We start from the raw sequence: 25369 nt of genomic DNA on the forward strand, positions 1-25369 counted from the left end.
GCCCCCTTGCGCGGCAAGGGAGAATGGAAGACGGCCCCACGGCCGGAGAACGTACGAGGAGGACGAACCATGGCGGAGCCCGAGCGGCCCCGGACCGAGCAGCGCCTGCGACCCGCGCCCCTGCTCTTCGAGCCCGCGGAAGCCGTCGCCGACCCGGAGCACTTCTTCGACCTGGAGTCGATGGAGGACCCGCGCGAGCTCCTGGCCCGTGCCACCGAGCTGACCCACGCCTTCCGGGCCGCGACGGACCGTTCGGTCGAGTTCCAGGCGATCGCGGCGGCCCAGCTCGCCGACCCCCGGCGCTTCGACCGGCTGACGCCCGCCGCGATCGCCGAGCGCGCCCAGTGGACCGAGGACTACGCGAAGAAGATGGTCGAGTTCGGCCGGGATCTCCAGCGCGGGGCCGGCGCGGGTGGCGGCGGCCCGGAGGCCTGAGGCGACCCCGGAGGAGTCCTCCGCGAGAAGGTCGCGGGGCATATGCCACGGGGCAAGGTACTCCCTCCCGCCCCTTGCTGTCCCGGTTTCTGGCAACTCTCCGAACTGGAACCCTCACCACCGGTAGATGTAGTTGCCATGAGCAGCACACGTCTCCACCCGGCCCCCGCCCAGGACATCTCCGACGTCACCACCGAGGGAGCCGCCTGGCTCGCCTCCGCGGAAACGTATCCGCGCAGCACGCTCGCCCACTGGCGCAGCCGCCCCACCGCCCCAGCCGTCCTCCCCTGCGGCTCCGTTTTCGACGTGGTGAGCGTCCCCGCGGTCTTCGGCCGGCGGATGCTCGACCGCTTATGGGAAGACGGCCCCGGCTCGGGCCCCGTCGCCGCGCACCGCGGCCGCACGTTGCTCTTCGCCGCCCCCGGAACCGCCCAGCGGCTGCCCTCGCTCCTTGAGTGGGAGGAGTGGGGCCGTGCCGTGCCCGGCATCCTCTGCCACGGCACGGGGGACGCCGTGACGGTGCCGCCGGTCACCGCGAAAACCCGTGATGCCGCGCCCTCCGGCCACCCCCAGGGCCACCTGGAATCGCGCTGGCTGGTGGCCCCCGACGCCCGGCATCCCTGGCTTCCCGGGCCCGAGGTCATGCTCTGGGCCTGCGTCCGCGCGGCCCGCTCGGCGGCCGGCTCCGCGGTCCGTATATCGATTTTTCCTGGCGGCGATCAGAGTGCTAAGGTCTACGACGTCAGCAGGCGCCGCTAGCTCAGTTGGTTAGAGCAGCTGACTCTTAATCAGCGGGTCCGGGGTTCGAGTCCCTGGCGGCGCACAGACAGAAAGAAGCCCCTCGCGCAAGCGGGGGGCTTCTTTCATGCCCGATGCCCCGGTGAGGACCCGGCGGCACCCGCCCGTGAGCCACCCGCCGGCGGAGACCACCTCAGCCCACCGACACGTTCACCGTCCACGCCCCGGACGCCGTCCGCCCCTCGACCTCGACGCGCACGTCCTCGTCCTCGTCCGGCACCGTGAAGCTCTCCCCCGCCACCACCGGCGCGTCCGCGAGCGGCGGATACACCGAGTCGCCCCAGCACGCCTCCGACCGAGGATGGGCGTCGAGGACCTCGACCGGGCCGCCGCCGGACGGCGCCTCGTTGCGTACGCGATAGACGAGCACCCCCTCGGCGCACGTCGCGCGGTCGTTGCCCTGCGCGTCGCGCGCCTCGAAGGCGATCGCGCTGCCGCGCCCCGTGCGGACGACCGCGAGCTTGGTGCCGCCGACGCCCCCGCGCGCGGGCCGCTTCGACAGCGGCTCCAGCGTCAGCCGCCGCCCCTCGCCCTCCACGCACGCCACCTGCCGCCGGTCGAGCCAGCCGAGCTTCCACTTGTGCCAGCCGAAGAGGTCGGGGGAGAGCCCGAACTGGCTGCCCATGACGTCCCAGTCGCCGACGTGCGTGTCCCAGTCGCCCTCGCCCTCCGTCGGCCGGTGGTAGAGGTCGGGCAGGTCGAAGACGTGACCGGTCTCGTGGGCGAGGACGTTGCGGTCCGGCGGATGCCGCTCGAAGACCGTGACGATGCGCTTGATGTCCGTACCGTCGGCCCGCATCGGCCGGTCGAAGTTGACGACCTTCGTCGCGTCGGAGTTGACGCCCGGCGCGTCCGGGTCGGCGACGAAGTAGACGACGTCGTACCGCGAGAAGTCGACGTGCGGATCGGCGGCGCTCATCGCGTCCCGCAGGTAGGCGCTGCGCTTGGAGGCGTTCCAGTCGCGCTGTATGGCGTACGAGGTGGAGTCGTCCGGCATCTCCACCCACTCGCGCTGCGGGTGCGGGCGCAGGGCGAACCTTCCGTAGGAGGCGCGGTCGAAGAACTGGCTCGTGGCCGGGAAGTAGTCGGCCACCAGCTCCTCGGGGGCGATCTGGGGCGGGGAGTCGGGGAAGGAGAGGAAGACCATCACCGCGTCGAGGGCCCGGTCGGGGCGCGTGTAGGCGCCGTTCCAGGAGTCAAGGCCCTCCGAGTGATGCGCCGGTGTGCGCTGGAGCGCGCACGGGACCACCGGGGTCTCGGCGATGGCGGGACCCGCGACCAGCCCCGTTGCGGCGAGTGCGGTCAGGGACGTAAAGGCGGCGGCCGTGCTGCGCAACCGGGGTCTCTCCCCTCCACGGGTGAGTCCCCAGGGGGGTAGCTGACGCGGCACGTCCACCTCCGGGTGCGGGTTACGGGGCATCCCACCCACCCTGTGACGCTTTTTTCCATTACGCCCTGTTTGACTGACCCAGCCGGGTGACGCGCCACTCCCGGAGCGCTCACGGAACGTCACAAGTTGTCGCCGGGTGGATTGAGGCGTAAAGGAAGCAGTACACGTGCGAGCAGAAACGATCTGCCGCCGGGTGGGCGCCACATCCACGCCGGGCATGCGTCTGTCCTATGCCTACCGTGGCCGCCACGCGCCGCCGCTCTGTGGCTGGATGCGCCCTCGGGCCAGCCCCTATGATCGGCACACTTTCCTGCGCGGGCCCGGCCTCGCCGAACAACTGCACTGCGGGAGCAAGTGGTGAACGGAACGTCTGAAGGCCAAGCGCCCACAGCGGTCACAGCACCCGACCTCGCCAGGGCGCCCATCACGGAGCGTCGCCATCCGGGGCAGCGGCCCGACCACCGGGCCGCTTTCGCCGCCGCCCCTCTCGCCCTCGGGGTCGTGGACGGCGACGGCCTCGTCGTCGATGCCAACGACGCGCTCGCCGAGCTGCTCGGCGCGTCCCCGGACGAGCTCGTGGGACGTCTCGCCGCCGATCTGGTGGACCTGGCGTCGGACGCGCGCACCTGGCACGCCTATCGCGAGGTGCTCCGCGGCCGGCAGGCGAAGCTGCGTTGCACCCGGCGCCTGAAACACCCCGACGGGCACTCGCCGTGGGTCCAGATCACCGTCTCGCCGATGCCCGGCGGGCGTACGGTGCTGCTCGCCGCCACCGACATCAGCGCGCGCCGCGAGCTCCAGGCCCGGCTGCGGCATCTGCAGATGCACGACCCCGTGACCCGGCTGCCCAACCGCAGCCTGTTCTTCGAGCGGCTGGCCGCCGCGCTCGAAGCGGGGGCGTACGACGACACGGGAACCGGCCGGATCGGGCTCTGCTATCTGGACCTGGACGGATTCAAGGCGGTCAACGACACCCTCGGCCACCGGGTCGGCGACCGGCTGCTCGCGGCGGTCGCGGAGCGGCTGACGCGCTGCGCCGACGAGGCCGGTCACGGCAGGACGTCGGTGCCGCTGGTCGCGCGGCTCGGCGGCGACGAGTTCGCGCTGCTGGTGGAGGACTCGACGGGCACGGACCAGCTCGCCGACCTCGCCGACGCGGCGCTCAAGGCGTTGCAGGACCCCTTCGATCTGTCGGGCCAGCGGCTCTCGGTCTCGGCATCGATCGGCGTGGTGGAGCGCCGCGCGGCCGGGACGACCACCACCTGTCTCATGCAGGCGGCCGACACGACGCTGTACTGGGCGAAGTCGGACGGCAAGGCGCGCTGGACGCTCTTCGACCCCGAGCGCAACGCCCACCGCATGACCCGCCAGACACTGTCGAGTTCCCTTCGCCCGGCCGTCGAGCGCGGCGAATTCCTGCTGGACTACCAGCCGTTGGTGCGACTTGAGGACGGCGGTGTGCGGGGGGTCGAGGCGCTGGTGCGGTGGCAGCATCCGCGCTTCGGTCTCCTGACGCCGAATCGGTTCATCGCACTGGCGGAGGAGGACGGTTCGATCGTGCAGCTGGGCCGCTGGGTGCTGCGGACGGCATGCCGCCAGGCCCGGCAGTGGCAGCTGGACCACCCGGAGCGGCCGCCGGTCTTCGTGAGCGTCAATGTCGCGGTGCGGCAGGTGTGGGACTCGGACCTGGTGGCCGATGTGGCGGAGATCCTCGCCGAGACGGAACTCTCCCCCGAACTACTGCAGTTGGAGCTCACGGAATCAGCGGTGATGGGCTCGGCGGGCCGCCCGCTCCAAGCTCTCCAGTCGCTCAGCGACATGGGGGTGCGGATCGCCATCGACGACTTCGGCACGGGGTACTCGAACCTCGCGTACCTGAGCCGGCTCCCGGTCTCCGTCCTCAAGCTGGACGGCTCCTTCGTACGTGGCTTCCAGTACGACGCGGAAGCGGGCGAGGCGCACATCAACCCCGCCGACGAGGTCATCGTCGAGGCCCTGGTGCAACTGGCGCACCGGCTCGGCCTGACCGTCACCGCGGAGTGCGTGGAAACCTCGTCCCAGGCGGCGCGGCTGCGGCGGATCGGCTGCGACACCGGGCAGGGGTGGCTGTACTCCCGCCCGGTGGCGCCGGATCGTATCTCCGCCTTGCTGGCGGCGGGTTGAGGGCTACGCGCCGGGCAGCCCGTAAGCGTCGGCGATCAACTCGTAGGAGCGCAGTCGCACTTCACCGCTGTGGGCGTTGGCCGTGATCATCATCTCGTCGGCGCCGGTGCGCTTGGCGAGGTCGTCGAGGCCGGTGCGGACCTGGTCGGCGGTGCCATGGATGACGTTGGAGTTCCAGTTCTGGATGAACTCCCGCTCCATCTCACTGAATTCGTACGCCTCGGCCTCCTCGGGAGTCGGGACGAGCCCCGGCTTCCCGGTGCGGAGGCGGACCATGTTCAGCGCGGCGGCGAGTACTTGCCGCCGGGCCTCCTTCTCGTCGTCGGTGGCCAGCGCGGAGACGCCGATGAGGGCGTAGGGGGCATCGAGGACGGCGGACGGCTTGAAGGACTCGCGGTAGAGGTCGAGGGCCGGGATCGTGTTCTGCGCGGAGAAGTGGTGGGCGAAGGCGAAGGGCAGGCCGAGGACTCCGGCGAGGCGGGCGCTGAAGCCGGACGAGCCGAGCAGCCACAGGGGCGGGCGGTGCGGGGACTGGACGCCGCCGGGTGAGGTGGCCTGGACCGGTCCCGGGACGGCGTGGATACGGCCGTACGGGTGCCCGTCGGGGAAGTCGTCGTCCAGGAAGCGGGTCAGCTCGGCGAGCTGCTGCGGGAAGTCGTCGGCGCCTTCGTTCAGGCGGTCCGTCCTGCGGAGCGCTGCGGCGGTCGCGCCGTCGGTGCCCGGGGCGCGGCCCAGGCCCAGGTCGATGCGGCCCGGGGCCATGGCTTCCAGGGTGCCGAACTGCTCCGCGATGACGAGGGGGGCGTGGTTCGGGAGCATGACGCCGCCCGAGCCCAGGCGGATGCGGTCGGTGTGGGCGGCGAGGTGGGCGAGGATGACCGCTGGGGAGGAGGAGGCGACTCCCGGCATGGAGTGATGCTCGGCCACCCAGTAGCGGTGGTATCCGCGGCCCTCCGCCAGCCTGGCGATCTCCACGCTCTTCTTCAAGGCGTCGGTGGCGGTACGCCCCGCGCCCACGGTCACCAGGTCCAGTACGGAGAGCGGGACCGGCGCGCTGCCGTGCCGCTCGCCGCGGATGTCGTCGCTCGGGTCCACTGTCACGGGGTCCAGCCTCCTGCTGCGCGGTGCGTGCTCCTACTCCGCGGTCCAACAGGAGGGGGGCTCCGTTTTATTCCCCGGGGTCCCCCTGCCCGAACAACCTCTCCCACCCACCCGCCCGATTGCCCCGCGTCCACCCCTGCCCGAACAAGCCTTTCCTCCCACCCGCCCGATTGCCCCGCGGTGACAGGGGGTGGGTGGGCGTAACGGGCGGGTGGGATTGGGGAAGGGGTCGACCGGGGGGAGCGACGAACGGCGCCTACCGCCAGCGGGTGGGTGGAGAACACGCCGCCTGGGCGGGCAGCGCCACGCACCCGCAGTCGGCAGCGAGAGGCGAGGGGACGTGCCGGTATGTCTGCCCGGAGCACAGCTCCCGAAGACACCGGGAGCCGAAGCAACCCCACGCCCACCGGACGATAGCGAGGACGGACATACCGGCGCGGCCCCGCACCCGAAGACGGACCAGCTCCGAAGTCGCACACGCCCGCAGTCGGCAGCGCGCGGGAGGGGACGTGTCGGTTTGTCTGCCCGGAGCACGGCTCGCGGCACTCCGGAACCGAAGCAACCCCACGCCCACCGGACGATAGCGAGGACGGACATACCGACGCGGCCCCGCACCCGCACACGGACCAGCCCCGCAGCAACGCACGAGGGCCCGCAGCCGGCAGCCCACGCAAGGGGACGTGCCGGTATGTCCGCCCGGAGCACGGCTCCCGCAGGCTCCCGAGCCGAAGCAACCCCACGGACGGACGCACGGACGGGCCCCCGCTACCCCCGAGCCTGCACCACCGGCTCCTTGGTGAAGAGTGCGCCCAGGGACGGGGCGTTCACCCGGCGGGATGCGAGGCGTAGTGCCTCCCAGACCGTGACCTGGTTCGCCGTCAGGACCGGCTTGCCGAGGTCCTGCTCCAGGTCATGGATGTACGCCGCGGTGTGCAGCGCCGTATCGGGAAGCAGGAGCGCCTCCGCGTCGGGGTGGTCGCCCGCGTGGGCCATGGCCCTGACCTCCTGCCAGCCCCACGTACCCACCTCCGCCGCCGTGATGATGCCGTTCGACTGCGTCGACACGACCTCCACGCCGGCCGCCTTCAGGAACGAGGCGAAGAGCCCCGCCACGTCCTCCGGATACGTGGCGGCGACGGCGACTCTGCCCGCCCCCACCTCCCGCGCCGCGTGCGCGAACGCGAAGGACGTACTGGAAGCCGGCAGGCCCGCGGAGCGGGCGAGGGCGCGGACCTGCTCGTGCGCACCCTCCCAGCCGAAGACGAAGCTCGCGCTGGTGCAGGCCCACACCACCGCCTCGGCCCCGGACAGACGCAGCTCCTCGACCCCGGCGGCCAGCCGTGCCGTCGACCCCATCTCCAGGAGTGCGTCGACCCGGTGCGCGTCCTCGCCGATGTCGGTGTGGACGACCTGCAGCCGGACATCACTTCCCAGCATCTGCTCCATGCGGGGGTAGTCGTCCTCAGCCGAGTGACCCGGATAGAGGAAACCAAGTGCGGTCACTTCCAGCCTCCTTCAAGGCAGCGTTGGTGGTCCTTCGGGCAGACCCTGGGGCGGATCGAGCGGTACCACACCGGGCAGCTCGCCCGGCGCGGCGACCGGGCCCGTGCCCGGCCTGGCACTCGGATTGATCAGCGCCTGGTAGGGCCCTACGGCATGGGTACCCAGCCTGCGCAGGGCGGACCACATCGTCACCTGGTTCGCGGAGATCACGGGCATCCGCAGCTCCGCCTCCAGCTGCGGAATGACGTCGTACGTGGCGAGGTTGGTGCAGCTGATGAAGAGCGCGTCGGCCCCGCCGAGCACCGCCCGCCGTGCCATGTCCGCCACGTCCTTGTAGGGGACTTTCCAGATGTGCCTGGTCAGGCCCAGGTAGGCGCGGCCGGTGACGGACACCCCCGACTCGCCCAGGTACTCCTCCAGGGACTGCGTCACGGACCAGGTGTAGGGCGTGACGAGCGCGATGCGCCGCGCGCCCAGATCCTCGAGCGCCTCGAGCAGCGCGCCCGACGTGGTGACGGCGGAGACCTCGCCCTCGCGGGTCATGGCCTCGCACATCGCGCGCTCGCCGGCGATCCCACCGACGAAGCTGCCCGACGTGCAGGCGTACGCGAGGACTTCGGGTCCGATCGCGCTCAGCGCGCGCACCGCCTCGCCGAGCGTTTCGTGCTCGCTGACGAGTCGTGCCAGGTCAAGGCTTACCTCGACGGGGACGTACGGGGTGCGGGTCAGATGGAGGGAGATCTCGTCCGGCACCCAGCGCCAGAGCTCCCGGTCGAGTGCGAAGTCGAAAGGGGCGACGACACCTACACCGCGTTGAGGGTGTGGTCCGCCGAGGAAGGAGACGTCCATGAGCAGGCCCCAAGTTCGTGCGTACGTGCATTGGAGGGACCGGCCGGGGGCCGGGAGATGCGGAACCGGCGACGCGCCGGGACGTCGGGACGGGGCAGAAGGCGCGAAAAAAGCGCTACAGAGTGTGCTACGGCCTCATACGGAGCGTACTTAACCGTGGGGTGCTTGTGATAGAGCACCTCTGTTGACGAAGGTAGTTTCAGGTGCGAGCGTGGTCAATCCGCGCATCTCAGACGGCTCTGGCCGACACAGAACTAAGGGAAGCGGACTCTCATTGCGAAGCGGTTTCTCCTCGATGTCCTCGACCTGCGAGCCGGCCTCCGAGCCGACCTCCGAACCGGCCTCCGAATCGACGAAGGACCCGATGTCCGAAACAACCGTTCTGGTCCTTGACGCCCCGTCCCCCGCTCCGCCGCCCCGTCTCGGCAGCCTCACCGGCCGCGCCCGGATCCTGCACGCGGACGCGGACACCCTGGCGGACCAACTCCCCCTCGCCGACGTGCTGCTGGTGTGGGACTTCCTCTCGGACGCCGTGCGCGACGCCTGGCCGGGCGAGGGCCGCAGGCCCCGCTGGGTGCACACCGCGAGCGCGGGCGTGGACCGCCTCATGTGCCCGGAGCTCGCCGAGTCCGACACGCTGGTGACCAACGCCCGCGGCGTCTTCGACCAGCCGATCGCCGAGTACGTGGCGGCCCTCGTCCTCGCCATGGCGAAGGATCTGCCGCGCACCCTCCAGCTCCAGGGCGAGCGCACCTGGCGGCACCGCGAGACCCAGCGAGTGGCCCGTACGCGCGCGTGCGTGGTGGGTTCGGGGCCGATCGGGCACGCCATCGTCCGCATGCTGAAGGGGCTCGGGATCATCACCGCCCTGGTGGGGCGCAGCGCCCGGGGCGGCGTGCACGGCCCCGAGGAGCTCGACCGGCTGATGGCGCGGGCCGACTGGGTGGTGTGCGCGGCGCCGCTCACGGACGACACGCGCGGCATGTTCGACGAGCGGCGCTTCGGGATGATGCAGCCGTCGGCGCGTTTCATCAACATCGGGCGCGGCGCGCTCGTCGTGGAGGACGATCTCGCGGCGGCCCTGTCGAAGAGGTGGATCGCGGGCGCGGCGCTGGACGTCTTCGAGCACGAGCCGCTGCCCGCGGACAGCCCGCTGTGGACGGCGCCGGGCCTCCTCGTCTCCCCGCACATGAGCGGCGACACGGTGGGCTGGCGCGATGAACTGGGCGCTCAGTTCGTCGAGTTGTACGAGGAGTGGGCGGCCGGGCGGCCTCTTTCCAACGTGGTCGACAAGAAACGTGGGTATGTACCCGGGAATTGATCACTGCCGAACGTCACGTCCCACCCCCTGAGGAGCGTGCATGACCGAGCTCACGGATCTCACCGCGGTTCAACTCGTCGACTCCTACCGCAAGGGCGAAGTCAGTCCGGTCGACGCGACACGGGCGGCGCTGCGCAGGGCCGGTGAAGTGCAGCCCGCGGTGAACGCCTTCGTGCGCGTGGACGACGAACAGGCTGTCGCGCAGGCCGAGGAGAGCGCCGGGCGGTGGCGGCGCGGTGAGCCGCGGGGGCTCCTCGACGGGGTTCCGGTCTCGGTCAAGGACATCCTGCTGCAACGCGGCGGCCCGACGCTGCGGGGCTCGAAGTCCGTCCGCCCGGAGGGGGCTTGGGACGAGGACGCGCCGTCGGTGGCGCGGCTGCGCGAGCACGGCGCGGTGTTCATCGGCAAGACGACGACGCCCGAGTTCGGCTGGAAGGGCGTCACGGACAGCCCGCAGAGCGGGATCACGCGTAATCCGTACGACACCTCGCGCACCGCTGGTGGCTCCAGCGGCGGCAGCGCGGCGGCCGTGGCGCTCGGCGCGGCGCCGGTGTCGCTGGGCACGGACGGCGGTGGCTCGGTGCGCATCCCGGGCGCCTTCTGCGGGATCTTCGCGCTGAAGCCGACGTACGGCCGGGTGCCGCTGTACCCCGCGTCCGCGTTCGGCACGCTCGCGCACGTCGGCCCCATGACGCGGGACGCGGCGGACGCGGCGCTCCTGATGGACGTCATCAGCGGCCCCGACCCCCGGGACTGGTCGCAGCTCGGCCCGGTCGCGGACAGCTTCAGCGCGGGTATCGAAGGCGGCGTACGCGGCCTGCGCATCGCGTACTCACCCTCGCTCGGCGGCCAGGTCGCGGTGCGGCCCGCGGTGGCCGCCGCGGTGCGGCAGGCGGTGGAGTCCCTCGCCGCGCAGGGAGCGTACGTCGAGGAGACGGACCCCGACTTCACGGACCCGGTGGAGGCCTTTCACACGCTGTGGTTCAGCGGCGCCGCGCGGGTGATCCAGCATCTGCCGCCGGAGCGGCGGGAGTTGCTCGACCCGGGGCTGCGCGAGATCTGTGCGCAGGGCGCCCGGTACAGCGCGCTCGACTACCTTGCCGCAGTTGACGTACGCATGGAGCTAGGCCGTCGCATGGGCCGCTTCCACCAGACGTACGACCTCCTGGTCACTCCGACGTTGCCGATCACCGCGTTCGAGGCGGGAGCGGAGGTACCGAAAGGTTCCGGCCATCGTCGGTGGACGGGATGGACGCCGTTCACGTACCCCTTCAACATGACGCAGCAGCCGGCCGCGACCGTCCCCTGCGGGACGGACCGGGAGGGGCTGCCGATCGGGGTGCAGATCGTGGGGGCGCGGCACGCGGACGCGCTCGTCCTGCGGGCCGCGCACGCGCTGTACGAAGCGGGCAGCGCGAGGATCGCGCCGCCCGCGGTGAACTGAGCTCCCTCGGCGGCTACGCCCTGCGGAAGTTCAGCGTCTCGCCCTGCGCGCCGCCGCGCCACAGGTCGTTGCAGGCCTCGGCCATCCGGTCGAGGCCGTCGACCACCTGCCCCCAGACGATGCCGGGGACCCAGCCGACGTCGCCGTTGAGCAGCAGGTTGTTGCGCTCGTAGAAGAGGGCGAGGTCCACGACCGTGGCGCCCGCCTTGACGTCCGCGGCCGGTTCGTACCCATAGGACTGTGTGCCCAACTGTGTCCCGTTGAACGAGAAATAGCAGAGGTCGCCGGGAATGGGGGTGACTGTCGGGTTCTCCAGAGGTGGCTCGCGGTCCGCGAAAGCCGGAAAGAGGGCGTAGATCTCATTGCGGGCGTACTTCGCGTGATAGACGTCCTCGCTGAGCGGAAGTGCCTCCCACACCGCCGCGCAGGTCAACGGGGCCCGGTCGTCGAGCAGCTTTGCCGTGCACTGAACTCCCCGCTTGGCGAGGGAGACTTCGATGAATCGGTCTGCCATGTGTCCCATGCTCCTCCCTGGGTCAAGAGGACAACGATTGCATCAGGGGCTGAAATTGGCCCGCATATCTTGCGTCGAGTCGGGTAGCCGCGCGCCCATGGCTCCACCACTTGGGAACAACGAGGGATTCATCGGCAAAGCAGTACGCCGCCGCTCTCTGCTCACCGGAGCGAGCGTGGCGGCACTGGGGGTTTTCGGGGGCGCGGCCTGCAGCCGGGTGCCCGAGGAAGGGAAGGTCGAGGGGGGAGATCTGCTGGACCGGCTGCGTGACGCAGGTGAGGTCCGTATCGGGGTCGCGGGCGAGGTCCCGTTCGGATACATCGACGAGAACGGTGAAGTGACCGGGGAAGCGCCGGAAATCGCCAAAGTGATCTTCCCTCGCCTTGGCGTGCCCAAGGTCAAGGCGGTGCCCACCAAGTTCGGTGCGCTGATCCCCGGGTTGACCCAGGCGCGGCAGTTCGACGTGGTCTCGGCAGGCATGTACATCAGCCCCGTGCGTTGCGAGCAGGTGCTGTTCTCCGATCCCGACTACCTGATGCTCGACTCCTTCATCGTGAAGAAGGGCAATCCGCACGGCATCAAGAGATATGAGGACATCGCGAAGAAGGGCCTGAAGCTGGCGAGTGGTACGGCCTACGCGCAGATCGCCACCGCCGAGGGGAACGGCGTGAAGTCCGTCCTCGTGGTGCCCGACCAGGTGGCGGGCGCCGACGCCGTCGCACTTGGCCGGGTCGACGCCTTCGCCGGGACCGCGGTCACCGTGCGCGACGTGGTCAAGGACAATCGGCGGGTGGAGGCGACGAAGCCCTTCCAGCCGCTCGTCGACGGCGAACCGGTCTACGGGGCGGGTGGTTTCGCCTTCAGGCAGTCCGAGAAGACCCTGCGGGACGCCTTCAACAAGGAGCTGCACAAGCTGAAGGAGAGCGGTGAACTGCTCAGGATCGTCAAGCCGTTCGGGTTCACCGAGACCGAGATGACCGATCTGACGGCCGAGAAGCTGTGCCCCCCGGTGAAGGGAGCCTCCTGATGATGTCGTCGGAGTTCTTCGAGAACTGGTTCCTGCCCGGCATCTGGATCACCGTGCAGGTCACCTTCCTCAGCGCGGCCCTCGCCTTCCTGATCGCCTTCCCCATCGGGGTCCTTCGCACATCCCGCCTGTGGATCGTGCGCTTCCTCGCCGGGACGTACTTCGAGATCTTCCGCAGCACCTCGTCGCTGGTCTTCATGTTCTGGATCGCGTTCACAGTGCCCGCGCTGTTCCGGATCAGCTTCGAGCCGCTCTTCGCCGGCGTCATCGCCCTGGGCATCACCTACGGGGCGTACGCGTCCGAGATCGTGCGCGGCGCGCTCGCCGCGGTGCCGACAGCGCAGCGCGAGGCGGGCATCGCCCTGAACTTCACGCCGTCGCAGCGGCTGCGCCGCATCGAACTGCCGCAGGCCTGGCCCGAGATGCTGCCACCGTTCAACAACCTGCTGATCGAGCTGCTCAAGGGCACCTCGCTCGTCTCCCTCATCGCGGTGGCCGACATGACCTTCGCCGGCGATCTGCTCCGTCTCGTCACGACCGAGAGCGGGCCGATCTACACGCTGCTGCTCGGGCTGTACTTCGTGTTCGCCTTCATCCTCACGCGCGGCATGCGCCTCCTTGAGCGGCATGCCAAGAAGGGCGTGGGACAGACTCCCGAGAAGCTGGGGCTGTTCAGCGGGATCCGCTCCAAGTCGTCGATCGACGTCGTCACCGGCGGGGGTGCCAAGTGAACTGGGACTGGCAGAACGTCGATGACTTCATGCCCCTCTTCTGGGACGGCGTGTGGATCACGCTCAAGGCGCTGTTCTTCGGCACCCTGATCGCCTTCTCGCTCGGCATGGTCTGGGCCATCGCTCAGCGGTCGGACAAGAAGTGGATCAGCTGGCCGGTGACGGTGTTCACCGAGTTCATCCGGAACACTCCGCTTCTGGTGCAGCTGTTCTTCCTCTTCTACGTGGTGCCGGAGTGGGGCCCGTCCATGTCCCCGCTCGTCACGGGCATCGTCGGGCTCGGCCTGCACTACTCGACATACACCTCCGAGGTGTACCGGGCGGGCATCGAGGGCGTCCCTGAAGGGCAGTGGGAGGCGGCCACCGCGCTCAGCCTCACCAAGCAGCGCACCTGGACCGCGGTGATCCTGCCGCAGGCCGTGCGCAGGGTGATCCCCGCGCTCGGCAACTACGTGATCGTCATGCTGAAGGAGTCGCCGCAGATGGCTGCCATCGGCGCGCTCGACATGCTGGGCCAGGCCCAGGGATACAGCCAGGCGACCTTCACCTACGAGGCGATCAGCATCGTGGGCATCGCGTTCATCGTCATCGCCTACCCGGCCTCTCTTCTTCTGCGAGTTTTGGAGCGTCGTCTTGTCCGCTGACAGCAGCACTTCCCAGGAAACCCCCAACCCGGCCGTCGACGGCCGCGAGCTGATCCGCTTCGACAAGGTCGTCAAGCGCTACGGGTCGAACACCGTCCTCGACGAGCTCGACTTCTCCGTGGACTCGGGCAAGCACGTCACGCTGATCGGCCCGTCCGGATCCGGCAAGACCACGATCCTGCGTCTCCTGATGACCCTGGTGAAGCCCGATCAGGGCACCATCAAGGTCGGCGGCAACTACCTCATGCACGAGGAGAAGAACGGCAAGCTCGTCCCGGCGGGCGAGAAGCACATCCGCGAGGTCCGCAAGAACATCGGGATGGTCTTCCAGCAGTTCAACCTCTTCCCGAACATGAAGGTCCTGCGCAACATCATGGAGGCCCCGGTCAACGTACTCGGCCTGTCCAAGGACGAGGCGGAGCAGCGGGCGCGCGAGCTGCTCGATCTGGTCGGGCTCGGGGACCGCGCCGACGCGTACCCGACGCAGCTCTCCGGCGGCCAGCAGCAGCGCGTCGCCATCGCGCGGGCCCTCGCGATGCGCCCGCAGGTGCTGCTCCTGGACGAGGTCACGTCCGCGCTCGACCCGGAGCTGGTGGCGGGTGTCCTCGACGTCCTGCGGGACATCGCGCACACCACGGACATCACGATGCTCTGCGTGACCCACGAGATGAACTTCGCCCGTGACATCTCGGACCAGGTCCTGATGTTCGACTCGGGCAGGGTCATCGAGGCCGGGACCCCGGAGAAGATCTTCACTGAACCCGAGCACGAGCGCACCCGGGAGTTCCTCTCCGCGGTGCTGTAGCCCCCGATCACCGAGCGGCAGGCAACAGGACCGAGGACGACGGAGCGGGACCGTGGCGTCAGAGCCACGGTCCCGCTGGGTCGTCACCCCGCTGGCGTCACCTCGATGAGGAGGTACTCCGACTCCGCCATGTCCGTGCCGTCCTGGATGGTCTCGCGGCGCAGGACATTCAGGTCGCGGTCGGTCTCATCGGCGAGGCGCTGCAGGCCGGGAAGATCTCCCTTGGTGCTGCTGAAGAAGAGGAGTACCGAGCCGGACTCCGTGGTCCAGTGCGGGGCCTCTTGCAGGAAGCGCCGGTGGGCTTCGTACCCGGGATCGAGGAAGGCGTGCTCGTGCGGGGACACGAACTCGTGGTCCTCCGGGGCCCAGATGAAGTTGGAGTTCCAGAAGATGACGTCGAAGCGTTCGTCCTCGGCGAGGCCGGCGAACAGGTCGCTGTGCACGGCTTTGACGCGATCGGTGACGTCGTGGCGGGCGGCGTTGAGACGGGTGTTCTCGACGGCGTGCGGATTGATGTCGGCGCCGACCACGCGACGGCAGCCCGCAAGCGCGGCCGTCACACAGATCAGGCCGGTGCCTGATCCCATCTCCAGCATGGAGTCCCACGCGAACCGCCCCGGCTCCAGGAGACCGAGGAAGTCGAGCGAGACGTTGGTCGAGGGCCGGTAGATCGGGGCGAAGACCTCGTCGAGGAGATCCCACTCCTTGTCGTACAGGGTGAAGGTCTTGGGCCTGTCGTCCCTGGTCACGTCGTTACTGCTGAGTGCGAGGGTCCGCCGGTAGTAGCTTTCCGGGGTTTCCACCTGAGACATTGCGTTCTCCAATGAGGGCCGCTGTCCGGTTCGCTTTCGATGTGCGTGTGGGCATGATCCTTCTGCCCTTCGCCACTATGCGGGCCCCGGCCGGGCGAACAACGGATGCTGCCGCAGAGGGTCGAAATTCGGCCGGACGGTCACTCATCGGCCCTGAAGGCCATTTCCCGCAGGTACTTGCGGTACCAGGAGCCCCATCTCTCGACCTGCTCCATGAGAGGCTCAAGGCTGCGCCCCGCCGGTGTGAGCTCGTACTCCACCCTCGGCGGCACCTCCGGAAACACCGTCCGGTGCACCAAGCCGTCCCGCTCCATCTCGCGCAGCTGTCTGCTGAGCATCCGATGGGTGATGTCGGCCGGCAGGGCCCGTTGGAGCTCGTTGAAGCGATGCTTTCCACGGAGCAGATACAGCACAATCAGAAGCTTCCACTTGCCGCCGACCACCGCGAACATGACCTCGGTGTCGCAAAAGTCGGCGATGCTTTCCAGGCGCTCAGATAAGTGACTGATTTGAAACCCCCTCGCAGCCGGTATACAGCGTGGTACTCAGGACACCGCGTAATACCAGGTCACAGAAAAGACCGTACTTGCACACCGTACTAGTTGTGTTCACGCTAGATGGGTGATCATGGAGACAGAACGACACCCGCAACGCCGCTGGGTATCACTGGCCGTGCTCTGCGCCAGCCTGCTGCTCGTCGGCATGGATCTGACCGTGCTCCACGTGGCTGTGCCGACCATCAGTCAGCAGCTGCTGCCCAGTGGCTCCGAACTCCTGTGGATCGTCGACGGCTACGCGCTCACTGTGGCCGCCGGACTCATCACCTGCGGGACGCTCGGAGACCGGTTCGGACGAAAACGCATGCTGATGACCGGGTTCGCGGTCTTCGGCCTCGCGTCGCTCGCCGCGGCCCTGTCGGACGGGCCCCTTCAGCTGATCGCCGCCAGGGCCGCGCTCGGAGTCGGCGGCGCGATGATCATGTCGAGTACGCCGGCCATCATCCGGGGCCTCTTCCCCGACGACCGGGAGCGCTCGGTCGCGGTGGGTCTGTGGGTATCTGCGTACAGCGTCGGTGTCTCGGTGGGGCCACTGCTCGGCGGCGCCCTGATCGAGCACTTCTGGTGGGGGTCGGTCTTCCTCGTCAACCTGCCGATCGTCCTCGTCGCGCTCGTCGCCGGTGTGCTGCTCATCCCGGAGTCGAAGAATCCGCGGCCGCACCGGTGGGACGGCGCGAGCGCCGTGCTGTCCGCTCTCGGGCTCGCCGCCGTGGTCTACGGATTCCAGAAACTCGGTGAAGGATCCGGTTCCGGATCGGCGGTGCTGACCTGGAGTGTGCTGGTCGCGGGACTTGGCCTGTCGGCCGCGTTCGTGATCCGGCAACGGCGGATCAGCAATCCGCTGGTCGATCTCTCACACTTCGCCGACCGGCGGTTCACGCTGGCCTCCCTGTGCACGATGGTGTGCTACGGCTCCTATGCCGCGCTGCTGTTCCTGCTCACCCAGCGGCTTCAGCTCGCGGACGGGTACTCGCCGCTGGAGGCCGGGCTCGCACTGACCCCGCTCGCGGTGGCCAACGCCGTCGGTGCCGCGTTCGCCCCTCGGTTCAGCGCGCGGTTCGGGCACCGACACGGGTTGTCCGGCGGGCTGTTGCTGCTGGCTGCCGCGATGGCCGCGTTCGGCGTGTTCGGCGCGGGAGGCAACTATCCGGCGCTGATCGCGGCGGGACTCGGCTCCGGGGCGGTCATGACGCTGGGCTCCGACATCATGCTGAGCTCCGCGAGGCCGGAGCGCGCCGGTGAAGTAGGGGCACTCCAGGAGACCTCGTTCTCGCTCGGGGCCGGGCTGGGGCTCGCCTTCCTCGGCACCACGATGTCGCTGGTCTACCGTTCGACGTTCAAGACGGTGCCCGAGGCCACTGACGCACAGGCGGAGAGCGCTCGTACCTCACTGGGCGCGGCCTCCGAAGTGGCGGCTCGCGTCGGCGGCGAGGTCGGCGACGCTCTCCTGGAGAGCGCGCGGAAGTCCTTCGACACCGGGTTCACCGTGGCCACCACCCTCTCCGCGGCAGCGCTCGCACTGCTCGGCGTGGTGGCCGCGGTGGGGCTGAGGAAAGAGCAGACGCATTCCGGCCCATCGGAACCATCCGCCGCCAAGGAGCGCGATGGCGAGAACGTGTCGGCCGAAAGTCGGCCCGAATGACCGTGGGCGGCAATAACCGCTGAAGCGGCCGCATCATTCTGCGTCACCTGATTGTTCTCATCCATTTCCCCCGAGGGCCGACATGTGCCCAGAACCGGGGATCCGAAGAGAAATACAAGGAGAAAGAGAATGACCACATTCGAGGAAACGGGTACCCGGGCGGCCGAGCGGGAGACCGTGTGGAGCAGTTCCGTATGGGAGCCCCAGATGGGATACGCCCGCGGAGTGCGGGTCGGCAACCAGGTCTTCATCGCGGGCACCGTCGCCGCCGACGGCGAGGGAAACCCGCAGGGCGAGGACGCCTACGCGCAGAGCGACTTCATCATCCGGAAGATCCAGGGCGCCCTGCGCGATCTGGGATCGGATCTGGAGCATGTGGTCGCCACGGCGACCCACCTCAGCGACTTCAGCCACTTCGACGACTACGCCCGTGCGCACAAGGAGCACTTCGGCGCCACTCCCCCGGTGAACACCACGGTGCAGGCCCAGCTGGTCAAGCCGTACTTCCTGGTGGAGATCACGGCGACCGCGGTGGTGCCGGAACTGACGGCGCGGGGTCTGCGATGACAACCACACAGATACGCCCGGCACTTGACGGCTTATCGGGTGCCACGCACGTTCCTCATTCGAAGCCCCACATGCAGCGCGCCCTCCTGTTGAGCCTCCTGGCGAACGCGCCGAGCACCATCGTGAATCCGGCCTGGTCGTCCGAGGCGGAGAGCCTCTTCAGCTCGGTGCGGGAGTTCGGCCTCGACGTCACCGGGCAGGACTCCCGGTCCCTGCAGCTGACCGGCGTCGGCAAGTCCGTGAGGCCGGGCAGCGCGAAGGTCTCCGTGGTGGGGTCGGCGTTCAACTTCCGTGCCATGGCGGCGGTCGCCTGCCTCTCCCCGGGCGAGACCGTCCTTGAGGGGAACGCGGCGATGCTCAAGCGGCCGGTCACGGAGTACCTGAGTTTCATCCCCGAACTCGGAGGCACGCTCACCGACATCAGCGACGCCGGCCATCTGCGGACTCGGATACGGGGCAGCAGCCGGCTCGGTGGCACGGCGACGGTCGACACCCAGCACAGCTCACAGGTGCTGACGAGTGTCCTGCTGATCGCTCCACTGGCCGAGAGGCCCGTCCGCATCCGGTGCACGACCGCCGGTGCGGTGGGCGAAGGTTACATCGGCCTGACAGAGTCGATGATGCGGCGGCAGGGGGCCGGCATCGAGCGGGACGGCTCGTCGTTCGTCGTACATCCCAGCGTCTACGACGCGGGAGTGCACGAGCTGGCCTCGGACTTCACCGCCCTGTCCTATCTGGCCGGGGCGGTGGCGACGGCTGGGCACGGGTCCGTCACGATCGACGACTACTACCCGTCGGAGCTGAGTTCGGAGCGGGATTTCCTCGCCGTCCTCGACCAGCTCGGGATACGTACGGCGTACGACCCCGTCGAACGACGGCTGCGGATCGAGAAGGGGGATCCGACCGCAAAGCACATCGAGATCGACGGCAGCAACATCCCCACCGTCGTGCCCACGCTGGCCGCCATCGCTCCGTTCGTCGAGGCGCGCGTGACGTTGCGCAACGCCGGCCACGTCAACCATCACAAGTGCCGTCGTGTGGATGTGATGATCCGTGAACTGACCCGGATGGGCTGCCGGATCGGGCCGAGCCACGGCCCCGACGGACGAGTCGACGGCTTCGTCACCTCGGGGCGACAGACGCCCGCGGGCCGCGTCACGCTCGACAGTCACGGTGATCACCGGATCTTTCTGAGCCTGGCGACGGCGGCGCTCGGCGCCGCAGGCCCTTCAGCCATCGGCGGCGCGGAGCATCTGCACGCCAGCTTCCCCGACTTCCTCACCTCGTTGAACACCCTCGGTGCCGGCGTCAGCCCGGCCTGACCTCTTCGTAGGAGACAGAAGCATGGGTTTCGTACAGTACAAAGCACTGCACATACACCCGGCGGGAGAGCTCAAGGGCGCGGCGAACCCGCCCGCGTCCAAGAGTTGTTCGGCGCGGGCCGTGCTGGCCGCCGCGCTGGCGCCGGGCCGCAGCGAGATCGACAACATCGCCGGAAGCCAGAACGTCCGCGCCATGATCGACAGTTGCCGGGCCCTTGGCGCCGGGATCGATTTCCCGGCGCCCGACCGCCTGGTGGTCACGGGTTCGGGACGGCAGCAGGACGGGGTCACCGTCAATCCGGGGAACTCCGGGGTGGTGCTTCGGCTCCTGATGGGCGCGACGGCCGTGCTCCGCCGCACCACGTTCATGACGCCGTTCAGCGCGTCCCTGGGCCGGCGCTCCAACAGCGAGATGGTCGACGCGCTGCGCACGCTCGGCGTCGAGGTGACCGCGGGCGCGGAGGGGCGGCTGCCCATCACGCTCGACGGCAGGCGGGTGCACGGCGGGGACGTCAGCATCAACAGCCGCCGCAGTTCGCAGTACCTCAGCGGGCTGCTGTTCCTCGGCGGGCTCCTGGACGAGCCGCTGACCGTGCGCGTACCGGACGAACTGAAGGCGCCTGCGCCGGTGCACACCACGCTCGCCGTGCTGCGCGCGACCGGCGTCGATGTGGTGCCCGCCGACGACTTCATGTCCTTCGCGGTCGCCGCGGACACCCGCTTCGAGGCCGCTCACCACCGCATCGGGTCCGACCCCGCGAGCACGGCCGCGCTGCTCGCGCTTGCGGCGGCGGTCGATTCCACGGTCGACATCGACCACCACGGCCTGGAGGAGCTGGACGGCGTCCTCGAGCACCTGCTGGGCATGGGGGTGGCCCTCGACGTGGGCGAGCGGAGCGTACGGGTGCGCGGCGGCGGGACGCTGCGACCGCTCGACTTCGACGGGGCGAAGGCACCGGACGCCGTGCTGCCGCTGGCCGCGCTGGCCGCGCACGCGGACGGGACCAGCCGCTTCCACAACATCGAGCACATCCGCTACAAGGAGTGCGACCGGATCAGTGACTTCCGTCGCGAGCTGGAGCGGGCGGGTGTCGCCGCGGAGGAGAAGCAGGACGAACTGATCGTCCACGGCTCGTCCAAGGGCGTGCGGGGCGGGGTCGCCGTAGACAGTCACTACGACCACGCCGTCGTCATGGCGATGAGCTTGATCGCGTTGCGCAGCCGCGAGGGCCTGACCGTCAACGACCCGCAGTACGTCGCCCAGACCTTCCCGGACTTCTTCGAGCAACTGCAGCGCATCGGCGGACGCGTCACGGTGCAGAGTTGAGGAGCGTCGCAGACCATGTGCGGAATCGCAGCGATCATCGACACCGCCCCGAGTGCGGACACCGAGCGGCAGTTGGAGCGCCGCGACCGGGAACTGCTCGGCATGCTCGGCCGGATCCGCCACCGGGGCGACCCGGAGTGCTTCGCGGAGCGCTCGGTCGGGACCGGAGCGGCCCTCGGCACGAACCGGCTGGCCATCGTCGACCGTGAGCACGCCCAGCAGCCCCAGACCGACGCACAGGGACAGATCCGGGTCGCCTACAACGGAGAGCTCTACGGATTCGGGACCGTGCGCAAGGAGCTGGAGGACCTCGGCCACACGTTCCGTACGGCCTCGGACACCGAGGTTCTGATCCACGGCTATCTGGAGTGGGGCGAGAAGCTGCTCGACCGTCTCAACGGCATGTTCGCGTTCGTGCTCCACGACCTGCGGGACGGGACGTTCCTGGCCGCCCGGGACCACGTAGGGATCAAGCCGCTCTACTACGTCCGGCGGGGCACGGCCTACTACTTCGCGTCGGAGCAGAAGTGCCTGCTGACGTACGACGCCCCGATTCACACCGTGAGTCCGGGGACGTACCTCAAGGACGGCCGGGAGCAGCGGTACTTCAGCCTGTCGACGCAACCGCGCGACATCGGCCCGCAGGACGCGGTGGCGACCTACCGCCGGCTGTTCGACGAGGCGGTGCGGCAGCAGGTGGACACGGATCTGCCACTCGCGGTGACGTTCAGCGGCGGGATAGACAGCGCGGCCGTGCTCCACACGGCACGCCGCTTCCACCCGGCGGTGACAGCCTTCACGATCGGCTTCGAGGGCTCGGCCGATGTCGAGGTGGCAGAGCGCTACTGCCGGGAGGAGGGAATCGCGCATGTGGTCGCCCGCCTCGACCGGCAGGAGCTGATCGACGCCATTCCGGAGGTCGTGCACGGGGCCGAGTTCTTCGAGGCGATCGACGCCATGGACACCTGTGTCGGGCAGTTCGCCTTCCGTCTCGTCAAACAGCACGGGTTCAAGCTCGCGCTGTGCGGCGAGGGGAGTGATGAAGTCAACGCGGGATACGACCTGTTCAGGCAGCACGACGATCCTGTCGGGCTGATGCGCTACCGGGTCCACAATCTGCACCGGACCGATCTGCAGCGGGTCGACCGGTCGAGCATGATGCACTCCGTCGAGACACGGGTGCCTTTCATGGACCGTCACCTCCTGGAGTTCGCCTACTCGGTGCCGATGGACCTGAAGCTCCGCGACGGGCAGGACAAGTGGCTGCTGCGAGAGGCGTTCCGCGGCCGGCTGCCGTCGTATCTCGTCGACCGGCCCAAGATCCGGATGCCCGACGGCAGCGGCCTGAAGAACACCCTTGTGGATTACGCCCGCACGCAGGGCGGTGTCGAGCCCGGGCTCGGCGCGGACATCGGTGTCGATACACCGGAAGGGGCGTTCTTCCTGCAGCAGTACCTGAAGGCCGGGTTCCCGATGCCGCGGGAGCGGCACAAGAGGGCGGGTTACGACTACTCCGCCAACGGTTACTTCGAGTTCGTCTCCTAGGGGTCCGCCTCCCGGGGGTCCGTCTCCCGGGAGGCGGACCCCCAGGGGTGGCTCAGGCCACCAGACCGAGGAAGGCACAGCCCGTCATGTACAGAGCTCCCTTCTGGCCCGCACCCCACATGGACCGGCCCGTCAACGCGTGGGTACGGCTGCCAGGTTCGAAGTCCATGACCAACCGCGCCCTGGTCCTCGCGGCGCTCGCCGATGAACCGTCCACCGTGCGCGAACCCCTGCACAGCCGTGACAGCGCTCTCATGGCCGGCGCCCTGCGCTCACTGGGCACCACGATCGAGGAGACGGCCGACGGCGCCTGGCGCATCACGCCGGGTTCGCTGCGTGGCCCGGCCGACGTGAACTGCGGCCCCGCCGGTACTGTCCTGCGTTTCCTGCCGCCTGTGGCCACGCTCGCCGAGGGGCGGGTACGGATCGACGGCGATCTGCAGGCACGCAACCGCCCCATGGCAACCGCGATCAACGCCCTGCGGCTGGTGGGCGCTCAGCTCAGCGGGCACGGCCTGCCGTTCGAAGTCCACGGCAGGGGGCGCCTGTTGGGCGGTCCGGTCACCGTGGACGCGTCCCGGTCGTCGCAGTTCGTCTCCGGGTTGCTGCTCGCGGGCGCACGGTTCGAGCAAGGCGTCAGCGTCACACATCGCGGAGAGCCGGTGCCCTCGCGGCCGCACATCGCCATGACCGTGCAGATGCTGCGGCGCGCGGGCGTCGAGGTCGACGACTCGACGCCCGACGTCTGGCACATCCGTCCCGGCCCGGTCCACGCACTGGACACCAAGGTCGAGCCCGACCTCGCCGGCGCGGCGCCGTTCCTCGCCGCGGCGGCGGTCACCGGGGGGACAGTGACCGTGCCCGGCTGGCCGGAGTCCACCACTCAGGCCGGTGCTGCCATCCGCGACATCCTCGGGGAGATGGGCGCCTCCTGCGCTCGTACGCCCGAAGGGCTGGCCGTGACCGGGCCCGGACGGTTGCAGGGCATCGACGTGGATCTGCACGCTCTCGGTGAGCTCACTCCTACCGTCGCCGCGCTGGCGGCCCTGGCGGACGGGCCGTCGCGGCTGCGCGGGATCGCGCACCTGCGCGGCCACGGGACCGACCGCCTCGACGCACTCCAGCGGGAGCTCAACGCGCTCGGCGGCGCGGTGGAGCAGAACTCCGACGGACTTCTCATCACCCCGCGTGCCCTGCACGGCGGTACCTGGCACGCCTGCAACGACCACCGGCTGGCGACGGCGGGCGCGATCCTGGGCCTCGTCGTCCCGGGGATCGAGGTGGACGACATCACCGCGACGGGCAGGACGCTGCCCGACTTCCCGGATCTGTGGGAAACGATGGCCAAGGGCTGACACCCCGTCGGCAGCGGTCAGCCACGCCGGCACCCAGCCGAGGCCCACCCCTGCGCTCCTTCGCCCCCTTTCGACTGGGAGGAACCATGGCCAAGCCTGCGCCGGCCGCGCCGCCGCCCGCAGAGCTCCGTCCCGGCGAGCCGGTCACGAGCCTCATCGACGACACTCCGGTGACCTGGTTCCACCGCCGGCTCACCGCCTTCTGCTCCGGCGGCCCCTTCCTCGACGGCTTCGCACTGGGCGTCGTCGGCCTCGCCCTGCCACAGATCGCCCGGCAGTGGCAGCTGAGCGGCCTGTGGCAGGGCATGCTCGCGGCGGCGGCACTGCTCGGCATCCTCGTCGGGGGCCTCGTCTTCGGGTACGTCACCGACCTCGTCGGCCGCAAGGTGATGTACTCCCTCAACATCGCCGCGATCGCCGTGTGCGCGGCCGCCCAGTTCTTCGTCACCGGGCCCGAGCAGCTGCTGGTGCTGCGTGTTCTGCTCGGCGTCACCATCGGGGCGGACTACCCCATCGCGTCCTCGCTCCTCGCGGAGTTCGCTCCCCGCAGGTCCCGCCCGCGGCTGATCGGGCTGCAGACCATCATGTGGTCGGCGGGCAACGCGTCGGCGTACCTCGTCGGTGACGCGCTGCTGCGGCTCGGGCCGGACGCCTGGCGGTGGATCCTCGTCTCCCCCGCCGTACCCGCGCTCGCCCTGGCGCTCCTGCGCGTCGGTACACCCGAGTCCCCCCGCTGGCTCCTGAGCAAAGGCCGTACCGACGAGGCCCTGCGGGTGATGCGCAAGGTGTACGGGCCGGGCGCCCGGCTCGACGGGATCGAGAGCCGGCCCGCCGCCACGGAGTTCCGGCAGGTCTTCCAAGGCGTGTATCTGCGGCGCACCCTCTTCGTGGCCGTCTTCTGGACCTGCTCGGTGACGCCGGTCTACGCGCTGTACAGCTTCGCTCCCATGCTGCTCGACGCCCTGGGCATCGACACCGCAGGGGGTACGGAGACGGACAACCTGGGGTCGGTGGCCATCGGTCTGCTGCTGCTCGCCGGAACGGTCGTGGCCACGCTCGTCGCGGGCCGGGTGCGCAGGCGGACGCTGCTCGTCCTGCCCTTCGCCATCGCCAGTGCGAGCCTGCTGGCGCTGGGCCTGGTGCCGGAGACGTCCGTGGGGGCCGTCGCTCTCCTGCTCGGCGTGTACACGCTGTTCATCGGCGGCCCGACCATCCTGCAGTGGATCTATCCGAACGAGATCTACCCCACGGAGATCCGTGCGACGGCCTTCGGCGTCGGGGTCGCCACCAGCCGGGTGGGAGCGGTGCTCGGCACCTTCGTCGTACCCCTGCTCCTGACGGGCGTAGGCGTCTCGGCCACGATGCTCGTCGTCGGGGCCATCAGCGCGGTCGGGGCCCTGGTGTCCGTGTGGCTCGCGCCCGAGACGCACGGACATACGCTCGATGAGGCGGCGCGGAACGGTTGAGCCTGCGTATCGCCCTGCTCACCTTGCCGCGGAGCGGGGTGCGCATGACTG

The 25369-nt window shown here is 69.6% G+C and carries 23 protein-coding genes and 1 tRNA gene; 17 read left to right on the forward strand and 7 right to left on the reverse strand.

Features of this window, described 5'->3' with window-relative positions:
* Positions 1-69 precede the first annotated feature (69 nt).
* The 3 genes from ABXJ52_RS13395 to ABXJ52_RS13405 all read left to right on the forward strand — a co-directional run bounded on the left by ABXJ52_RS13395 (position 70) and on the right by ABXJ52_RS13405 (position 1258).
* On the forward strand, positions 70-435 hold the full coding sequence (locus tag ABXJ52_RS13395; protein WP_367042152.1) for a hypothetical protein: 366 nt from the start codon (positions 70-72) through the stop codon (positions 433-435).
* Positions 436-573: 138 nt separating this feature from the next.
* Positions 574-1194, forward strand: a complete 621-nt coding sequence (locus ABXJ52_RS13400) for a bifunctional DNA primase/polymerase (protein WP_367042154.1) — start codon at positions 574-576, stop codon at positions 1192-1194.
* A tRNA-Lys gene (locus ABXJ52_RS13405) sits at positions 1185-1258 on the forward strand. Before ABXJ52_RS13400 ends, ABXJ52_RS13405 begins: the two co-directional genes overlap by 10 nt.
* Positions 1259-1366: 108 nt before the next feature.
* Here ABXJ52_RS13405 and ABXJ52_RS13410 read toward each other — a convergent pair.
* A complete protein-coding gene (locus ABXJ52_RS13410; protein WP_367042155.1) occupies positions 1367-2653 on the reverse strand; it encodes a M6 family metalloprotease domain-containing protein in 1287 nt (428 codons plus the stop codon).
* A 327-nt stretch (positions 2654-2980) separates the two neighbouring features.
* Between ABXJ52_RS13410 and ABXJ52_RS13415 the strand changes: the two genes are divergently transcribed.
* A complete protein-coding gene (locus tag ABXJ52_RS13415; protein WP_367042157.1) occupies positions 2981-4786 on the forward strand; it encodes an EAL domain-containing protein in 1806 nt (601 codons plus the stop codon).
* 3 nt (positions 4787-4789) lie between these two features.
* Here ABXJ52_RS13415 and ABXJ52_RS13420 read toward each other — a convergent pair whose 3' ends face one another.
* The 3 genes from ABXJ52_RS13420 to ABXJ52_RS13430 form a co-directional block, all read right to left on the reverse strand.
* Entirely contained in the window at positions 4790-5887 is a 1098-nt protein-coding gene (locus tag ABXJ52_RS13420) for an LLM class flavin-dependent oxidoreductase (protein WP_367042159.1), read from the reverse strand.
* Between the two features lie 765 nt (positions 5888-6652).
* Positions 6653-7390, reverse strand: a complete 738-nt coding sequence (locus ABXJ52_RS13425; protein WP_367042161.1) for a decarboxylase — start codon at positions 7388-7390, stop codon at positions 6653-6655.
* A gap of 12 nt (positions 7391-7402) precedes the next feature.
* Positions 7403-8239, reverse strand: coding sequence for a decarboxylase (locus ABXJ52_RS13430; RefSeq protein ID WP_367042163.1), 837 nt, complete (start codon positions 8237-8239; stop codon positions 7403-7405).
* A 364-nt stretch (positions 8240-8603) separates the two neighbouring features.
* Between ABXJ52_RS13430 and ABXJ52_RS13435 the strand changes: the two genes are divergently transcribed.
* Both ABXJ52_RS13435 and ABXJ52_RS13440 read left to right on the forward strand, forming a co-directional pair.
* Positions 8604-9560 carry a D-2-hydroxyacid dehydrogenase gene (locus ABXJ52_RS13435; RefSeq protein WP_367042165.1) on the forward strand — a complete coding sequence of 319 codons (957 nt, stop codon included), beginning with the start codon at positions 8604-8606 and terminating at the stop codon, positions 9558-9560.
* Between the two features lie 40 nt (positions 9561-9600).
* Positions 9601-11004: an amidase gene (locus ABXJ52_RS13440; RefSeq protein WP_367042167.1), complete on the forward strand. Its 1404-nt coding sequence runs from the start codon at positions 9601-9603 to the stop codon at positions 11002-11004.
* A 13-nt stretch (positions 11005-11017) separates the two neighbouring features.
* Here the strand turns inward: ABXJ52_RS13440 and ABXJ52_RS13445 are convergent, their stop codons facing one another.
* Complete coding sequence (locus ABXJ52_RS13445; RefSeq protein WP_367042169.1) at positions 11018-11518, reverse strand: DUF3830 family protein; 501 nt, start codon at positions 11516-11518, stop codon at positions 11018-11020.
* Between the two features lie 97 nt (positions 11519-11615).
* Here ABXJ52_RS13445 and ehuB point away from each other — a divergent pair, with 97 nt between their 5' ends.
* From ehuB to ehuA, 4 genes are read left to right on the forward strand one after another with little or no spacing between them, the layout of a single operon-like run.
* On the forward strand, positions 11616-12545 hold the full coding sequence (gene ehuB / locus ABXJ52_RS13450) for an ectoine/hydroxyectoine ABC transporter substrate-binding protein EhuB (RefSeq protein ID WP_367042170.1): 930 nt from the start codon (positions 11616-11618) through the stop codon (positions 12543-12545).
* Positions 12546-12547: 2 nt separating this feature from the next.
* Positions 12548-13276 (forward strand): ectoine/hydroxyectoine ABC transporter permease subunit EhuC, encoded by a 729-nt coding sequence (ehuC, locus tag ABXJ52_RS13455; RefSeq protein WP_367049035.1) that lies wholly within the window; start codon positions 12548-12550, stop codon positions 13274-13276.
* A complete protein-coding gene (ehuD, locus tag ABXJ52_RS13460) occupies positions 13273-13920 on the forward strand; it encodes an ectoine/hydroxyectoine ABC transporter permease subunit EhuD (RefSeq protein ID WP_367042172.1) in 648 nt (215 codons plus the stop codon). Before ehuC ends, ehuD begins: the two co-directional genes overlap by 4 nt.
* A complete protein-coding gene (gene ehuA, locus ABXJ52_RS13465; protein ID WP_367042174.1) occupies positions 13910-14725 on the forward strand; it encodes an ectoine/hydroxyectoine ABC transporter ATP-binding protein EhuA in 816 nt (271 codons plus the stop codon). Before ehuD ends, ehuA begins: the two co-directional genes overlap by 11 nt.
* 83 nt (positions 14726-14808) lie before the next feature.
* Here ehuA and ABXJ52_RS13470 read toward each other — a convergent pair whose 3' ends face one another.
* Positions 14809-15537: a methyltransferase domain-containing protein gene (locus tag ABXJ52_RS13470; RefSeq protein ID WP_367042177.1), complete on the reverse strand. Its 729-nt coding sequence runs from the start codon at positions 15535-15537 to the stop codon at positions 14809-14811.
* Positions 15538-15677: 140 nt separating this feature from the next.
* Complete coding sequence (locus ABXJ52_RS13475; RefSeq protein WP_367042178.1) at positions 15678-15989, reverse strand: helix-turn-helix domain-containing protein; 312 nt, start codon at positions 15987-15989, stop codon at positions 15678-15680.
* 175 nt (positions 15990-16164) lie between these two features.
* On the opposite strand from ABXJ52_RS13475, the gene ABXJ52_RS13480 reads away from it, so the two are divergent.
* From ABXJ52_RS13480 to ABXJ52_RS13510, 7 genes are all read left to right on the forward strand, one after another.
* Positions 16165-17736, forward strand: a complete 1572-nt coding sequence (locus ABXJ52_RS13480) for an MFS transporter (RefSeq protein ID WP_367042180.1) — start codon at positions 16165-16167, stop codon at positions 17734-17736.
* A 129-nt stretch (positions 17737-17865) separates the two neighbouring features.
* A complete protein-coding gene (locus ABXJ52_RS13485; protein ID WP_367042182.1) occupies positions 17866-18303 on the forward strand; it encodes a RidA family protein in 438 nt (145 codons plus the stop codon).
* Positions 18300-19625, forward strand: coding sequence for a hypothetical protein (locus tag ABXJ52_RS13490; RefSeq protein WP_367042184.1), 1326 nt, complete (start codon positions 18300-18302; stop codon positions 19623-19625). The genes ABXJ52_RS13485 and ABXJ52_RS13490 overlap by 4 nt, the downstream gene beginning before the upstream one ends.
* A 22-nt stretch (positions 19626-19647) precedes the next feature.
* Positions 19648-20952 carry a 3-phosphoshikimate 1-carboxyvinyltransferase gene (aroA, locus tag ABXJ52_RS13495; protein ID WP_367042186.1) on the forward strand — a complete coding sequence of 435 codons (1305 nt, stop codon included), beginning with the start codon at positions 19648-19650 and terminating at the stop codon, positions 20950-20952.
* Between the two features lie 15 nt (positions 20953-20967).
* Positions 20968-22497, forward strand: a complete 1530-nt coding sequence (locus ABXJ52_RS13500) for an asparagine synthase-related protein (RefSeq protein WP_367042188.1) — start codon at positions 20968-20970, stop codon at positions 22495-22497.
* Between the two features lie 119 nt (positions 22498-22616).
* Positions 22617-23852: a 3-phosphoshikimate 1-carboxyvinyltransferase gene (gene aroA / locus ABXJ52_RS13505; protein ID WP_367049037.1), complete on the forward strand. Its 1236-nt coding sequence runs from the start codon at positions 22617-22619 to the stop codon at positions 23850-23852.
* An 86-nt stretch (positions 23853-23938) separates the two neighbouring features.
* Positions 23939-25318 (forward strand): MFS transporter, encoded by a 1380-nt coding sequence (locus ABXJ52_RS13510; protein WP_367042189.1) that lies wholly within the window; start codon positions 23939-23941, stop codon positions 25316-25318.
* The last annotated feature ends 51 nt before the right edge of the window (positions 25319-25369 follow it).

It is taken from the genome of Streptomyces sp. Je 1-332 (assembly GCF_040730185.1).
In the GTDB taxonomy this organism is placed as follows: Bacteria; Actinomycetota; Actinomycetes; order Streptomycetales; family Streptomycetaceae; genus Streptomyces.